This window comes from Lentisphaera araneosa HTCC2155, assembly GCF_000170755.1.
Classification (GTDB): Bacteria; Verrucomicrobiota; Lentisphaeria; order Lentisphaerales; family Lentisphaeraceae; genus Lentisphaera; species Lentisphaera araneosa.
Map to the genome: position 1 here is coordinate 1 of NZ_ABCK01000016.1, position 16,278 is coordinate 16,278.

The 16,278-nt window shown below is 42.3% G+C and carries 8 protein-coding genes; 2 read left to right on the forward strand and 6 right to left on the reverse strand.

Annotated elements, in window-relative coordinates; all coding sequences use genetic code 11:
- Positions 1-93: 93 nt before the first annotated feature.
- Positions 94-1,833 (reverse strand): hypothetical protein, encoded by a 1,740-nt coding sequence (locus LNTAR_RS15625; protein ID WP_007279702.1) that lies wholly within the window; start codon positions 1,831-1,833, stop codon positions 94-96.
- A gap of 140 nt (positions 1,834-1,973) precedes the next feature.
- Positions 1,974-2,912 carry a DUF1861 family protein gene (locus tag LNTAR_RS15630; protein WP_007279703.1) on the reverse strand — a complete coding sequence of 313 codons (939 nt, stop codon included), beginning with the start codon at positions 2,910-2,912 and terminating at the stop codon, positions 1,974-1,976.
- 273 nt (positions 2,913-3,185) lie between these two features.
- Between LNTAR_RS15630 and LNTAR_RS25900 the strand changes: the two genes are divergently transcribed.
- The gene (locus tag LNTAR_RS25900) at positions 3,186-6,989 is read left to right on the forward strand and encodes a DUF7133 domain-containing protein (RefSeq protein ID WP_007279704.1); all 3,804 of its coding nucleotides are present in this window, start codon (positions 3,186-3,188) and stop codon (positions 6,987-6,989) included.
- A gap of 120 nt (positions 6,990-7,109) precedes the next feature.
- Here LNTAR_RS25900 and LNTAR_RS15640 read toward each other — a convergent pair whose 3' ends face one another.
- The 3 genes from LNTAR_RS15640 to LNTAR_RS15650 all read right to left on the reverse strand — a co-directional run bounded on the left by LNTAR_RS15640 (position 7,110) and on the right by LNTAR_RS15650 (position 11,511).
- On the reverse strand, positions 7,110-9,170 hold the full coding sequence (locus tag LNTAR_RS15640) for a serine/threonine-protein kinase (protein ID WP_007279705.1): 2,061 nt from the start codon (positions 9,168-9,170) through the stop codon (positions 7,110-7,112).
- 7 nt (positions 9,171-9,177) lie between these two features.
- A complete protein-coding gene (locus LNTAR_RS15645; protein WP_007279706.1) occupies positions 9,178-9,765 on the reverse strand; it encodes an RNA polymerase sigma factor in 588 nt (195 codons plus the stop codon).
- A gap of 204 nt (positions 9,766-9,969) precedes the next feature.
- The gene (locus LNTAR_RS15650; protein ID WP_157473623.1) at positions 9,970-11,511 is read right to left on the reverse strand and encodes a sulfatase family protein; all 1,542 of its coding nucleotides are present in this window, start codon (positions 11,509-11,511) and stop codon (positions 9,970-9,972) included.
- 349 nt (positions 11,512-11,860) lie between these two features.
- Between LNTAR_RS15650 and LNTAR_RS15655 the strand changes: the two genes are divergently transcribed.
- Entirely contained in the window at positions 11,861-13,027 is a 1,167-nt protein-coding gene (locus LNTAR_RS15655) for an IS256 family transposase (protein ID WP_007279126.1), read from the forward strand.
- Between the two features lie 112 nt (positions 13,028-13,139).
- On the opposite strand, the gene LNTAR_RS15660 is transcribed toward LNTAR_RS15655, so the two are convergent.
- Entirely contained in the window at positions 13,140-15,734 is a 2,595-nt protein-coding gene (locus LNTAR_RS15660) for a DUF7133 domain-containing protein (RefSeq protein ID WP_007279708.1), read from the reverse strand.
- Positions 15,735-16,278 lie beyond the last annotated feature (544 nt).

Below are 16,278 nucleotides of genomic sequence, written 5' to 3' on the forward strand. Positions count from 1 at the left end.
CGTTTTTCGTTACTAAGCTCAAAGTCCGACAGACTGCTAGTCAATAAAAAAGAGCTCACCAAATTGGCGAGCTCTTTTTCGTTTTATAGGGGATTAACGGTAGTCGACAATGATACCATTGATCAAAGTTTTGTGCTTATCCTTCGTCAACTTTCCTTTTGCAGGTGCCAAGACGATGACAATGGATGAGTCTGCGGGGATCATGATTTCACTGCTTCCTGAAACATTGCGCGCTAGGAATGAATTGGAGCGCGTTTCGTAAATGTCGAATTCTCCTTTGGGCAATTCAATTTTGACGGACTTTGTTTCTTTGTAGGGATTAAAATACAAATAAGTTGGGTAGGCTTCTTTGGAGAAGACATCGGTCGCTAAACAATCGAGTTGGAGGATGTACTTCTGATTCGTTTTTTTGATGATACCGCCATAGACGCCCACATAAGATGATCCGTAGAGGCCGTGATCTGTAGCGTAACCCCAATTATGATTGACGGCATCTCCACTCGCAAACAGCTCTTCATCTTTGTCCCATTTTTGGCGTAGGCCCTCGTAGGCTACGGCATTATTTTTATCTTCTTTCCATTCGGGGGAAGACTGGCGCTCTGGGGGATGAAAGCCTCCATAAAAGAGTCGTGAGGCATTGGCGGCATTGAGTATCCATTTACCGATGCTATCGGCATAGCGATCATCATAGCGCAACATCGACACAAAGGGCCAAGCCATGGCAAAAGTATTCATGGCGAAAGCGTAGCCACCTTCTCGATCTCTCCAGGGAAGGCGGTTGAGTGAGCCTACGAGGCCGTGGCAGTCATGATCCAGCCATCTTTTATAAACGACACCCATATCCCCGCGAACTTCACTTGAGTGCTCGAAGCACCAGTTGATCAATTTACTGGCATCATAATGTGTTCCTTTCTCCGCATTCATGCGAACTGCGGTGTAAGCTCCAAAGGGAAGTTGAACTTCATAATAGGGGTTTTCTTTGAGGAGTTTGTCGTCCAAATCTTGGAGGCACCATTGGGCGGCCTTGAGGTACTTTTCATCATCAAATTTGAGGTAGGCCGAGTACATTAGCCAGGCAATGCCTGCGGCACTATCGGGTTCACGCCAGGTGTTATTGTATTTGGGTTGATTTGTGTCGAAGTCAAAATAAGTGAAGTTAAAGCCCGTAGCTTTGTCGCTGCCGCCCATTATATATGCGGCCTGATACCATTTGTCGGCAGTTATTTTCATGATTTCATCCATTTCACCCGTATTTGGGTAACGATCCGTTAAGGAGTAAAAAAGGATGTGGGGGAAAACGGTGTACCAAAAGGAGTCGTAGTCAGTATCCATCATATTGAGTACTAAATTGCGACCATTGCCCTTGTTAAAGTACTGCTGACACATTTCTACCCAGTTGTATTCGCCCTTGCTCTTATCAATTCCTGCAAAAGTGGCGCTGAGTACATTGCCGATAACTGCGATCGCTTCAAAAGAATGTTGATGCTTTTCAATAGGTCCCACATAAGAGGTGAAACCAAAAGCTTTTTCATCACTATTAGGATTGAGTTCATTGGGAAGGACTTTCATTAAAGGTAGGTGTTCACCTTTAGCGTCGAGATCGTAAAGAAAGCTATCAAAATCATGAGTGACCTTTTGCCAATCGCGCATGTGATAGGGCTCGGGAAAATTGGGCATGCGTTTAATCAAAGGGATGTGAATCTGCGGAGAGAGCTCGCAGGAGTTTTCATTTTTTGCGGAATCCGCAAAGCAATTGAAAGCGAGACCCAAGCTCAAGGCAAGGGTCGTTTTTTTGAGTAAAAGGCTAGAGAATTTTTGGAAAACCAAGTGCATTCATGGCTCCTTATAAATTGGGGATTATGAAATTGAATAAGAACGATGTTGTCTAATGGCATTAATGTAGCTGATGAAGTGCTGTAGACAAAAAAAAGTCAGCCCGCAAAAGAGGGGGCTGACCGAATTAGTTTAAACTTTTAGTTTTGTTCCCACTCAGTGAAAGGGTCAGCAATTTCTAACCAGTGAGCTTCAGCGTCGCCTGCACCTGCATAAAGAACCGCGCGGCCATTGCCTAAACGCTTGAGTCCACCAGAGAAAATCACATCTTGCAGGTCAGGACGCTTAGCAGCGCCTTCGTTAAAGAGTTCGCGGCAAGCAATCATTTTTACTTTTGAGTACTCGTTACTTTTGGGGTCGTAGAGGAAGGCACATGCGGCGTAGTGACGCGTGCTCTCGTCGGAACTGAATTTTGCGATGTGGGCTAAAACACCTAATTTGCCGTTGCTCAATAAATGGATCTCATTAGCACCACCCCATTCGTCATCGTGGAATTGCTCAAGTAGTTCGGCTTGGTTGATGCATTCTTCCGTGAGCTCACTGAGCTGATTAACTTGGGTATAACCAATTTTGCCACGGCCACCGCGTTCACCTTGTGGACGTGTGAAGACACCAATACGTCCGTCAGCTAATTCCACAACACGAATGTCCTTCATGTGTTCTGGCCCTTGGAACATTTTCTCTAAAGAATAGATGTCTTTGCCTCGGTAAAAGATGGTACGCCAAGAAAGTTTGTTGGGTGTTCCACAAGGAGCAGGGAAAATTTCAACACCACCTACAATGAGTTCATCGCCAACACGTGTGAAGAACGGGTCTTGTAAATTAAAAGTTTGTGCGCCAGGAATAGGCGTCCATACACCATTAACTTCTTCGAAGAAGAAAACTTGTGAATGCTCACTGTCGCGACTTTCTACGCGACCGCCAATAACTGTTTTACCTGAGCATTCAAAAGGTGCAGTTATGTTATAAACATCTTTTTCACCAACACCACAAAATTGAATTTGTTGAGTTTTAAAGTTTACTTCAGCAATGCTGTGTTTGAAGTTTTCGAGGGCTTCGTTGTAAGTTGTTAAGGTCATGTGATCTCCTGAATAGTTTTTGAAATTACTTTTAATATATGTAACAAAAAGTAATATTCAAAATAAATTACGTAATATTTTACATATTTTCTTGCTTTATACTTGTTTTAAGTGCGAATTGGTATTTAATTCTAGTAATAATTAATAAAAAAATTAATGTGAAAATATATTTTACGGTATTAAATAAATATTATTACGTAATTAATTGTAATTTTCATAAAGGCTGGAATATATAATTTATGTTAATTAAATCTTTTAGAAAAAGGAAAAGAGATGTATAAGAAAGTTAGTGTGCTCATAGCTTGTTCAGTAATGGCTTTTTCGAATGTCGCAGATGCGGCCAAGCTTTCAGCAGAAGAAGAATTAGCTAATATTAAAGAAGCAATGCCAGGCAGTGTTGCAGCTAAGAAAAAGTATAAAGTACTTTGTTTTTCTAAACCCTATGGTTTTCCCCATTCATCAATCAAAACTGCGAAAAAAATGATTCAGGTGATGGGGGATAAAACGGGGATGTTTACGGTAGATTTTAGTGATGATGTCAAAGACCTCTCCGCTGCGAACCTCGCAAAATACGATGCACTTTACCTTAATAATACGACTAAAATGGAGAAGGGGATTACAGATCCTCTCAAACGTAAAGAGCTCGTAGATTTTGTGAAAAATGGCGGTGGACTTTTTGCGGTTCACGCAGCCACTGATGGAGGCTGGCCAGAGTATGTAAAAATGACGGGTGGTGATTTTGATGGTCATCCATGGGGGCACGAAGGTACTTATTGCCTTTGTAATGAAGATCCGACACACCCGATTGTAGCCAATATTTTTAATGGCGAACAAAGCTTTGAACTCAATGATGAGCTTTATCAATACAAGAATTTTGATCGCAAGGATAATCGAGTTTTGATTTCCATCGATATGTCAAAATTTCAAAATCAACGCGGAGGTATGAAAAGAGAGGATAATGACTATGCCATGGTTTGGGTGAAGGACTTTGGAAAAGGTCGCGTTTTTGTCTCGAGCCCAGGGCATAATCATCACATTTATTGGAATAAAGACATGCTCAAAATGTGGGTCGAGGGCATGCGTTTTGTCTTGGGTGAAATCGATGTGGATACCTCTTCGAAATCAAAGCCGCTTTACGCTTTGCCACCGAAAAAAGGAACTCAAGACCCACTCGTTCGTCAGCGTAGCGAAAAAGACAGTATGAAAGAGTTTGAAATCCAGGGCAACTATAGCCTCGAGTTAGTCGCGGGTGATGACATGCTTTATGAGCCAGCTCTGTGTGTATGGGATGGCAATGGTCGCATGTATGTGGCGCAGTTAGAAACTTATATGCAAGATGTGGATGGATCTGGTAAATTCGATAAAGTAAGTCGAGTTCTTCGTTTAGAAGATACTAATGATGATGGTATTATGGATAAACGAACGGTATTTGCTGACAAGCTTAATTTACCACGAATGGTTCTACCACTAAAAGATTCAGTACTTATTGGTGAAACTAACACTAATGATATTTATGAATACTTTGATACCAATGACGATGGAGTGTCTGATAAAAAGAAGATTTGGTATGAGGGTGGAAAGCGCGGAGGTAACCTGGAACACCAACCCACTGGCTTGATTTGGGCAATGGACAACAACATTTATACAACTTACAATCAGCATGCTTATCGCTACACAGATGGCTCAGTGAAAAAGGTTGAAACCAAAGGCAATCGCGGTCAATGGGGACTCACGCAAGATAATTATGGTAAAGTTATATTTGTAGATGCGGGAGCTGGAGTAGGACCGGTTCATACATTGTTCCCAAATATTTACACAAAGTGGGATCCTAAGTGGGTACGAGCAGACGGTTTTAGAAATGTTTGGGGTATTAGTCAAGTCTTTGATGCTCAAGGTGGTATGGGTGCAATGCACTCGAATGGTAGTGTGAAAAGTTTTACTGACACTTGTGGTCAGGCAGTTTTTCGCGGAGACCGTCTTCCAGAGGAGATGCAAGGCGAACTGATTTTTAGTACTCCAGTAGGGCGTTTAACTCGTCGAGCGACTTTTAAAGTTGATGACAAAGGCCGTCAGGTTTTGCACAATGCCTACGATCAAAAGGAATTTATTGCCTCAACTGATGCTAATTTTCGTCCTGTTAATTCAGCCACAGGACCAGATGGGACACTCTATTTGGTTGATATGCACAGAGGCATTATCCAAGAGGGTCAATGGGTTCCCAAGGGTTCCTTTATCCGTAAGTCGATTGAGTTTTATGGCTTGGATCAAAATGTTGGGAATGGTCGTATTTACCGTGTGCGTCACAAAGATTTTAAACCCAATGACAAAAAACCTCGCATGCTGGAAGAAACTCCTGCACAGCTCGTCAAACACCTCACTCATGCAAATGGTTGGTGGCGTGACGAAGCTCAAAAATTGATCGTTTTGAGTGGTGATAAATCAGTGGCCCCAGCCCTAAAGAAAATAGTCGCTAACCACAAGTTTGACTTCGCTCGTTTACACGCGCTTTGGACTCTAGAAGGCTTGGGTTTGATTGACTTAGCTTACCTGCAAGAAGTTTACCAGGATAAGAGTCCGCATGTACGTGCAGCGGCCATTCGCATGACTGAACCTTATTTCCAAGAGGATATCAAAAATATTTACGCACTCAAAAGTCTTGTGAAAGATCCTGCAAAGGAAGTACTTATCCAGCTTATGCTCACGGCCTCGACTAAAGTTACTGAAGAAACGCGTTCTTTAGCAAAAGCGGTCATCAAAGCGAACCCAAGTAATGATTATTTAGTAGAAATTGATGAAGAACTCAATAAAGCTTACTTTGATGAGCAAAAACGCCTTGCGGATCTTGCAAAACTCAATGCCAAAGAAGCGGCTTTGATGGATGAGGGCAAGAAACATTTTGATGCACTCTGTGCTACCTGTCACGGAACAGATGCTAAAGGTATGCAGGCGGGGCAAGGTCTAATGGCACCATCCTTTCTCCAAAATCCACGAATCTTGGGTGATAAAGCAATTTTAACTCGTATCACTCTGCATGGCTTTACCGGTCCCATAGATGGGAAAACTTATGCGGGTGGAATGATGATGGGCCTGAAAGCAAATAATGATCAATACATTGCTTCTGTATTAACGTATATTCGCAATAGTTTTGGTAACAAAGCGGATATGATTACCGAGGATGAAGTGGCAGTAGTTCGTAAAGAAAGTGAATCAGTTACGGCTCCGTACACGGAGAAGACTCTACGCGAATTGAGCTTAAATTCTGGCGGTGATATTCGTTTATGGAAACTCAATGCGAGCCACAAAGTCGACCTGCTTGCGAACTTACAAGATGGAGATCCGAAAACGACTTATGCCAGCAAAGCATCAATGAAAACGGGTATGTGGATTGAGGCGGAATTTCCTCATCAGCGCAATATCTTCAAAGTTTTCATTAAGGCTAAAGGTGGTGATTTTGCCAAGTCAGTGAAGGTAGAAGTTTCAGAAGATGGCAAGACTTGGAAAACTGTGGCTGATAAAGTGAAGGGACAAAACGCGACAATGATTTCTTTCCCCATGGTCATAGCTAAAAAGGTCCGTCTCACCTGTCTCGAAGATAAAAATAAGTGGTGGCAATTAGAAGGTTTAGAAATTCGTGGACCTGGAATGGGTGACATCGATCAATACCCCCTTGATAAACGTCATTATATTAAGTTCAAAGATGCGAAGTCCGCAAAAACTGGTTGGGGTGAACTCAAACAAGATAAAAACCTGAGTATCGGCAAAGTGAAATACAAAAAAGGTATTTGGACCCACGCGCATAGTGAGATCGTTTACGATATTGCCGGGAAAGGCTACAAACGTTTTTATAGTAAAGTAGGACATGCGGATAGCGGACACGATACCTTTACAGCATTTGAAGTGCATGTGGATGGAAAAGTTGCCTATAAAAGTGGTGATGTGTTCAAAGGTGATCCAGCTAAATTTGTGGATATAGACGTTTCTTCTGCAAAGGAAATTAAACTCATCGTTGCTGCGGGTAAAGATGGTAAGCCCGATGGTGATCACGCCGTATGGGCAGACGCCTGCTTTATTAAATAATTCAGCCCTGTTCGATGAAATTACTGTAGGTATTACTGGTTTCTTTAGCTGCGCATTGCCTAAGTGGTGAAGCGCAGAAAGGGGAGCCAAGTCAAGGTGCCGAGGACACTGATCTGATTTTTATTTAATCAGTCGTTCAACCTTTGGGTCGAGCTGTTTGAGTTGTTTGGGCAGAAATTGTTTTGATGAAATAATAACTTGTTTCAAAGCGGGTAATTGATTGAGCGGAGACAAATCACTCACGAGCGTTTTGCGTAGATCAATAACTTCGAGTTCATTAAGTCCTCGTAGTTGATTTAGATCATGTATTTGGGTTTCTCTAATATCGAGTGTTTTTATCTTAAGGGGAGCTAGCATAGAATTGCGATGATTCCTCATGTTTCGTGTGCCTAATATTTTGAATTCTGAGCCTCTTAAGCGCAAAGAAAAATCTTTAACGGAATAGACGAATTTACCATTTTTTGAATCGCCATTTCTGGTCGCGATCATATGGGCGACGATTTGATCGTATGAGCTCATGTCAGTTCTCAAAGCCGCATCATAGACCATGACTTTTTCCATGAAAATTTCATTGCGGTGATTAAAGCTTTTAAATAGTTTAATGAAATCTTTTATGGGCAACAAGCCATCAGTATTTTTCTTGATTTTCACGTAATTCTTAGAGAATTTAAAAAGCGACAGTCTTGGATTGCTATCTTTGTTTAATTCAATAACGGCTTTAAAATCTTGTGTGATAAAGTAGTACTCGCTTAGAATATTATTGCGTGACGCACCCGTATTACGAGATTCAAAATTGGCAATTTTTTGCTGGACACTTTCAATAGGATTTCTATAATCAATACTCTCAAAATTAGAGGGGCGCACCAAGCTTTTTTGGGCGTTGAGGGCGGCGACGCGCTTTTGTTCATTTTGATAAACGAGTAAGAGCTCTTCGGCTTGGATTTGGGCTTCCGTGGCTTCTTGTTCCGACTTCTCGGCTTGGGTTTTAGCTTTTTCAGCCTCAGTTCTAGCGGCAATCGCTTGAGAAGTTTTTTCATTTAGATTGTAGATGAATTGAGCCGTTAAAAAAACTAAAATCGAGAGAAACAAAAAAGATAAATGGCAGAGCGATTTATTGCGTTGATAGAGAAGCTTCATGGACTTCAACATGGTGGCATTTTCGGCATCGGTGGCAAAACCAGCGAGGTAGGCATGGACTTCATCGCGCAATTTTAATACAGAATTGTATCGATCGTCAGGATTTACGGCCATAGCCTTGAGTACAACGGCGTTTAAACTTTCGGGTATGTTGAGTTCTGGCGCACGTTCAATTGCAGGAGTGATTTTCCCAAGGAGTGTTTTTTCTAAAATATCTTGAGTGTCACCTTCTAGGGGGCGTCGATTTGTGAGGATTGTATAGAGTAAGCAACCTAGTGAATAAATGTCAGTTTTTGTACTCTTTTCCATATCTTTTGTAATTTGTTCGGGAGCCATATACGACGGCGTCCCTTTGACCTGGCCCGTAAGGGTCATGTTGTTGAGCCAATCTGATTTAAAGAGCTCGTTATCCCCCGAAATTTCCTTGCCTCCAATGATTTTTGCCAAGCCCCAATCGCAGACGAGTACTTCACCGAATTCACCCACCTGAATATTATCGGGTTTGATATCGAGATGAATGACCCCTTTTGAGTGCGCAAAGGCAATGGCGTCGCAAATTTTAATGAAGATTTCGAGAAGGGAATTGAGCGGATATTTATCTAGGTAGTCATTTTTTTCCTTGTGTTTAGCAATGAGAATTTTCTCTAGATTGTCGCCATCTTTTAATTCCATTGTAAAAAAGGGCGTGTTGTCGCTATCGATGCCCAAGTCGTGAATGGTCATGATGTTGGGGTGTTCGAGGAGACCAGTTATGCGAGCTTCGCAAATAAAGGGGTCGTAGTGTTCTTGCTCTGCGTGTTCGTGCAATTTTGCCATGGCAATATAACGACCGGCGACAGAGTCAAAAACGCGGTAGATTTTTTTCATGCCACCAGCATTGATGGGTTCAGGATCTAAGTAGCGTTTGCGAATGACTTCAAGACTTTCAAAAAGGGGGCTGCTAGGAGTTGATTCAGAAGACTGGTCATCGAGAGCATCGTCAAAAAGAGAGAGTAGGTTATCTGTCTTGGTATTCTCTGGGTTGATGGTGGTCGATTTCTGCATGGAGAATTTAATATTCTAATTGCGTCACGAGGACGCGGACTTCATCCATGAATTTCTTTTTGACGCGGTTTTTTAAAACGTAGACCGAGTCTTTTTTCAAATTGAGTTTTTCGGCGATTTCTTCCGAGCTTAAGCCCTGCATCGAGAGATCAAAAACGTCGATGGCATTACCCGAAAAGAGCGACTTCATTTTTTCAAAGGCCAGGTCACAAATATAGGACTTCCACTCTTTCTCAATGATTAGGTCCAGTTCAGAGGGCGGGGTGGAGTCAATGTACTCATTCATTTTTTCGGCGTCGCGTTTGGCCTGGTTGGCTTGCTTGCGATAATAATTGAGTGTGGTGTTGCGAATGACGGCTCCCATCCAGTTGCGAAAGGAAGCTTTTTCTTTATCATATTTGGCGAGATCTTTCCAGAGGCTCAATAAAATCATTTGGGTCAGATCATCAGTATCTTTTCCAGAAAACCTCAGTTTGTAAATGAGTACCTGAATAAAATCTTTGTAGTAGGAAATGAATTCTTCCCAAGCTTGATGATCATCGGGGTTTTTAGCTCGCAAAAGCAGCGTTTGGCGGGTGACCCATTCATTACTCATCAGACTTCAAGACCTCGATTTTGTTAGCTAAATTGAATTCATATAAAGTACGGCTTCATCACTGGATCTACAAATATTATGAGCTCAAAAAGCTGGCCTAGAGAGCTTTTTGGAATCCTTAGTTTGACATAAAAGTCCTGAGCTTCATTTAGCTTATGAATTATAGGACTTTTAATTTATTTATTCGATGAATATAAAAGAATTCTAGAGTGAGTTCACATAGTTCTCTAATTCGTGATCCTGAGTTTCTTTCAATAATTGGATCATATTTTTGCGAATCTTTTCGAGGACAGGACGGTATTCAGGATTCTTCGCTAAATTATTTCTGCAGCCAGGGTCTTTGACGATATCATAGAGTTCTTCGGGAGCGCGGAATTTCATGAATTTCGCACGCTTTTTGTAATCGGGGTAATTTTTGTCGAGTTGATTTTTTGAGTGTTTATTTAAGAGGTGGCTAACGGCGCCACCCATTTGCTTCGGTAGTTGAGCATCACCATCTGCCCAGCCGTTCCAAACATAGGAAAAGCGCGTGTTATTCAAAGCTCTAGAAGGGCGGTACTGCTCGGTTTTTTGATAGAGGTCAGTGGAGTATTCAGGTGCCAATTGATCTTGTGGTTTATTATTGTTCATGTAATTAAAAGTACTGAAGGCAAAGTTGCGATTCCACTTGGAGTTTTCAGTTTTTGCGAGGTCCGCAAAAGACTTGCCATCAGTGGCTTTGATAGCGTTGATTCCACAAATCTCAGCTAGGGTTGGGGCAATATCCACCGCAGAAACAATCGCATTCTTTTCTCTTCTTCCAGGCTTGATTTGTGCTGGCCAACGCATGAGGAGTGGTGTGCGAGTTCCCGAGGGATAAAGCGACCACTTACCCATTTGCCAAGGCATGCCATGATCCGATAAAAAGATCACTAGTGTGTTGTCAGCCATACCACTTTCGTCTAACTCTTTGAGGATGCCACCAATAATTTGATCCATGCGGTTGACGCCGTCAAAATAAAGTGTCGCCTCTTTTTTGAAGTTAATATCATCTGGGTATGATGCGGGGAGAACAATCTCCTCCGGCTTGTATTGAGTTAAAGGGTCAGGGTAAGGTTTGCCATTTTCATAAGCTTTCCAGTCCGTGGTGCGCATGCCCTGATCAAACCAGCGTTTATTTTCTCCTTTACTACGGGGCCAATAGTGATGGGGGTCGTGGGTATTGGCCGCTAAATAGAAAGGTTTATTTTCTTTTTTTGCTCGAGCTAGGAAATCCTTCACAAAAGCGGAATATTTATTGTGGTCGCGGCCAAAACCGGTTTGCTGATAGTCGCAGAATTTTTCATCAAACTTACAAACTGAAGTACCGTGTTTTCCCACAATGCCGGTCAAATAACCTGACTTATGCAGTTCTGAAGTGATGGATTTCTTGGGGAACTTACCGCCATTTTTTCTCCACCAAGTGGGAGGTTGAACTCCGTGGCCCATATAGCCGCTCGTATGGGGGTGACGCCCTGTATATAAAGCCGTTCTAGAAGGTCCGCAAATGGGTGTAGAAATAAAGCAGTGTTCAATAATGAGTCCATCCGAAGCCATTTTATCCAAGTTCGGTGTTAAACCTTCGATGGGATTCCCCATGCAACCTAGTGAGTCCCAGCTCAAATCGTCTGCGGTGATGAGTATAATATTTGGTCTTTCGGATTTATTTGAAAAGCCATTGAAACCTAAGAGTAATAAACTAAGAATGAGCAGTCTCTGTAATAACATAAATGAACCTTTTGTAGTTAAGCGAGTGTGTTTGAAAACTTGATTAACTAAGAAAGATATTTTCTTAACAAGGAAAATGATATTTTTTGATAGTAAATAAGGATTCAACAGTAATGAATAATGACTCTTTGGGCGTTAGGGAGATTATGGCTATGTGGCAATAGATCGGTAGTGTCCCAAATTTTCTGTAAATTCTGCTATTGCTCTACTTTAAGAGTTATGAATAGCTTCCGAGACTTCGCGAGAATGGGAACTTTCTCGTCGGAGCGAAATTGAGGAAGTTGTTTGTAACTCGGGGTAAAGAAGATGCAGAGTGGTGTTGTACCAAAACAACCCACAAGGAATTATTATGCACCACTCTACACAAGAAAACAGTAGCGTCTTATTAGAAATGATCCAACAAGTTACAGAAAACGGCGAAAGCGGAATGCTTGAAGCGATGAGAGTTTTATTAAATGAAGCGATGAAAGTGGAGAGAAGTAATTCTCTTGAAGCTGATCCATATGAACGTAATGAAAGTCGCTTGGGTTATGCTAATGGCTATAAAAATAAAACTGTAAACACTCGACTTGGAGCAATGAAGCTTAATATCCCTCAAGTCAGAGGTGAAATTGATTTTTATCCAAGTTCTTTGGAGAAAGGCTTGCGAAGTGAACGAGCTTTAATGACAGCTATGGCAGAGAGTTATATTCAGGGGACATCGACTAGAAAGGTGACTAAACTTTTAGAGAAAATATGTGGTCTATCTGTAAGTAAATCACAGGTATCCCGTGTGGTAACTGAGCTAGATGAGAGTTTAGAAAAGTGGCGCAACCGTCCTTTAGGTAAATATTCTTATCTTTTGGTGGATGCGAGATACGAGAAGGTTAGAGTAGATAAGACTGTTCGAGATTGTGCTTTACTTATTGCCTATGGAATAGATGAATCAGGAAAACGTTCAGTCCTCGGAACAAGTGTTTCTTTAAGTGAAGCGGAAGTTCATTGGAGGAACTTTTTTCTGTCATTGAATGCTCGAGGACTCCATGGCCTCAAGATGATTACCAGTGATAGTCATTCGGGCCTAAAAGCAGCGTTAAAGACTGTATTTGGTTCTATCCCATGGCAGAGATGTCAATTTCACTTACAGCAAAATGCTGGTGCTTATGTCCCTAAGAAAGCTATGCGCTCAGAAGTAGCTCAAGATATTAGAGATATCTTTAATGCACCTTCAAAGCTTGAGGCTGAAAGGCTTTTAAAGCTTACTTGCTTAAAGTATGAAGAAAAGGCTTCACATTTATCTGAATGGATGGAATCTGCACTTCCTGAAGGCTTTTCTGTATTCGATCTCGAGCGTTCTTGTTGGACAAAACTGAGAACGACCAATATGGTTGAAAGACAGAATCGAGAAATTCTCAGGCGAACTAGAACCGTATCTATATTCCCAAATGAAGCTTCACTTCTTAGATTAGCATCCGCTATTCTTATGGAATTAGATGAAACCTGGATAGCTACAAAAAGAGTTTATCTATCTGTTTAACTAAAATTGGTCAACACCAATTTACAGAAACAACGGGACTCTATCAATAGATCAAAGCGCAAAAAGCCCCACATGATGATGTGGGGCTTATGATATGAGTGGAGTACGAGAATTACTTGGAAGGTGCGGGGATGATTATGTCGTACAGTTGCCACCAAGATTTCTTGTCTTCGAGGCTAGTGATTTTAACTTTTACGGCAATCGTTTCCGGGAAGCTGATTACGGTTTTACGCTTGCCAGGAACTTTATCCGCCACAGTCGTCCACGATTTACCATCTTTAGAGATTTCGACTTTCAGACTAAGAGGGAAATCTCCACCTTTCGCCATGAGGGTAACTTTCGAAATACGTCTTTCATGAGGGAATTCAGCCTGAACATAAAAGCCAGCTTTTATTTGCGCTTTTGTGGCATAGGTATTTTTCTTGTCATCATCCTGAAGGTTGCTCAAGTGTTTCTCCCCTTTTTTAGCTGAGAGTTTCCAGAGTTTAATATCATCGCCAGATTTGAGCATGACTTTGCGTAAGCTTTGTTCGTTATAGGGGCCATCACTCGATTTTGTTTCTTTACGAATTTTTGCGACTTCCTTTGGGCTAATCATAGGAGCTTTGTTGCCCCAGCTATTGCGAATATAGGTCAGTACTGAAGCGAGGTATTTATCATCATTCGTCTTGAGTGCCATCATGACGCCACCCGCATAAGTTTTTCCATCAATTGGACCAGTAAAGCCATTGAGTGCAATATGAGCTAAAATCCCCTTGTCGCCAAGAACGCGCGGGTTGTTTACAAAGGCTGGAGCCATCATGGCCTGTCCTGCGGGCATGCCTTCGCCTTTTAGGCCGTGGCAAGAGGCACAGAGTGCTGCGTAGTGTTTGGAACCTGCATCCATGAGTTCACGCTCTTCTTCTGCGAAAGCCGCAAGAGCTTTTTGACGTTTGATTTCTTCGAAATAGGTTTTGTTGAGTTCGGTGTCGATTTCCGCGAGGTAATCATTGCTGGCTTGGGTTTTTATCAATACTTCCGCAAACTTACGGGTGTCAGGTGTGACTTTAGTCGACATAGAGAGAATGAGTTGAATATGAACGTCGTGATGACTGTCTTTGATAAGTCCGCGAAGACCTTTTAATACTGACATGTCTTCATGAAAGTAGGGTTCAGTCATGCGAATAGCTGCACAACGAATATTCACATCTTTATCTTTGTAGAGTTTTTGGAGGTAAGGCAGTGTAATTGCATCAAAACCGTGAAGTGTCCAAAGGGCATGGAGGCGTCCGAGGTGAGATTTTCCTGAGGCAACAATTTTTTGTAAAGCTGGAATTACTGAACGATCTCCATGGAGAATGATGAGTTTTTGCGCTTCATCACGCCACCAGCCGTTAGGGTGAGACAGGTGCTTGACCAATTGCGCAGGACTTTCTTCAAGCATGCGAGGTTTCTTGTCATTTGGTTTGTAGTCAGGGTGACGAACGCGATAAATACGTCCGTGTTTGATGTTTTTCTCGAGTCCGTAGTACTCAATAGCTTTTCGTACAAAAGATCCTTTTGGCACCCATTGTCCTTCTTGGATGATACCGCGGTGCATATCTACAATATAAAGCGTGCCATCGGGCCCCGTAGCAGCATTGACTGGACGGAAGTTAGCATCGGTGCTGGCGATGAATTCCTTTTGTTGTTCGCCGTAAGCATTGGTCATGATACGGCGTCCCATGGCATCCTTTTTGAAGCTAGTACGACGAGTTAAACGTCCAACAGGAGAACTAAAGAAGAGTTCACCTACCATCTCTTGTGGGAGCCGGTCACCGCGAAAAACTGCCTGGCCGCAGGTGTCGGTAAATCTCTTGAGTTCGCCATTTTCGCGCATGGAGTTAAAACCACCTTGAGCATCCCAAACGCGATCTATACCCCACATAGATTTGAAACCTTGATCGCGAACCCATTTAGGATCCCATTTTGTGTAGACGTTGGGGAATAAAGTGTGAACGGGGCCAATACCTGCGCCCGCATCAGCATAAATGACTTTACCCAAGTTATCTTGAGTTAAACCCCATTGGCCGCGATTACCGGCGGTCATGGTTTTTTTAACTGTACCATCGGTGTAGCGGTAGGCGTGTTGGTTGTAGCTTGTGTAAATATTATTGTCCATTGCCCAGATTAAACCACTGGGCTGGTGCTCTAAGTTGCCACCGCGTTTTCCGCCTTCATACCAGATTTCTTTTTTATCGGCAATGCCATCATTATTCGTATCCCAGTATTCATAGATGTCGTGAGTATTGGTTTCACCGATGAGAACAGAATCTTTTAAAGGAAGGATCATGCGGGGGAGGATCATTTTATCGACAAAGACTGTACGCTTGTCCATGATGCCGTCATCATTGCTATCTTCTAAGCGTAAAACACGACTGACCTTGTCGTACTTGCCGCTGCCATCGACATCCTGCATGTAGGTTTCGAATTGAGCCACATACATGCGGCCATTGCCATCCCAAACGCAAAGCGTCGGCTCGGAGAGCATATCATCACCAGCGACGAGTTCGAGGCTATATTTGTCTTGGACTTCAAATTCTTTCATTGATTCAGCATGTGTGCGCTGACGTACGAGGGGATCTTGCGAGCCTTGCTTTTTAGAAAAGTCAGGAGCGTTTGCGGGAGCCGCAAAAATTGAGCTACAGAGGCTGAGGGCAAAGCCAATAATTCCGATTTTTTTATACATGTTTGTCTCTCTTTAAATGTTATCATCTTTCTAAAAACTTGATTAACATGAAGAGCGAGGTTCTTAACAAGTGTTTGGGAATTTAATTGAGTTTATGAAATTTGCTTCAGAAGAATTAAAGGCGTGAGCCTCAGGCGAGTCAGGCTGTATTATGACGTTTGATCAGTACTTGTTTTGAATGCTGAAGGCATGAAATAATAAAGCCCAAGGCGTGAGCCTTGGGTTAGGGTTGTTGGCCATGCATTGAATGCCGAAGGTATGGTATAGGAATTTATGGCGTTCCTTCAAAACTCGCAATGGAGTTAGATTTCGCAAACCTAGTTCTGACGAACCAGGCTCAGTTATGCCGTGCTTTCAGCACGCGATTTTGCTAATGAGTTAGACTATGTAGTGGCGTTTGAACATCACTTGTCTTGAATGCTGAAGGCATGAAATAATAAAGCCCAAGGCGTGAGCCTTGGGGCTCTCGTGTGGTAAGACATAGGAATGCCGAAGGTATGGCATAAGTATTTATGCCGTTCCTTCAGAACTCGCAATGGAGTTA